The 307-nt window shown below is 54.7% G+C and carries 1 protein-coding gene; it reads right to left on the reverse strand.

Translation table 11 applies throughout. From position 1 onward, the window contains the following. On the reverse strand, positions 1-201 hold a 201-nt coding region (locus AF337_RS05860; RefSeq protein ID WP_049731377.1), incomplete at its 3' end, for a hypothetical protein. Between the last annotated feature and the right edge of the window lie 106 nt (positions 202-307).

The raw sequence follows: 307 nt of genomic DNA on the forward strand, positions 1-307 counted from the left end.
GGATTCATCCTCTGAAACCACAAATTGCGGCAGCTCAGGATGCCGTTCGCGCACCACTCTCGACACCGCCACCAGGATGGAACGAATGGCTGCGGGGAACATGTCCTTCGGCAGCTTCTCCTCCCACGGATCGTAAAATTCGGTGATCGCATCCAGACCCGCCTCGATCACTTCGTCGGTGATTTCGATTTCGCTGCGCATCGCCGGCCTCCTTTTTTCTCTTAGCATCATACTCCAACTTCAGTTCTCATTCCTCTCTCTTCAGCTTAGGAGGAGAAGGTTCCTGAAGGCTGGTGAGGGAGGGTTC

The sequence above is a fragment of the Rhizobium ecuadorense genome, from assembly GCF_001187535.1.
Classification (GTDB): Bacteria; Pseudomonadota; Alphaproteobacteria; order Rhizobiales; family Rhizobiaceae; genus Rhizobium; species Rhizobium ecuadorense.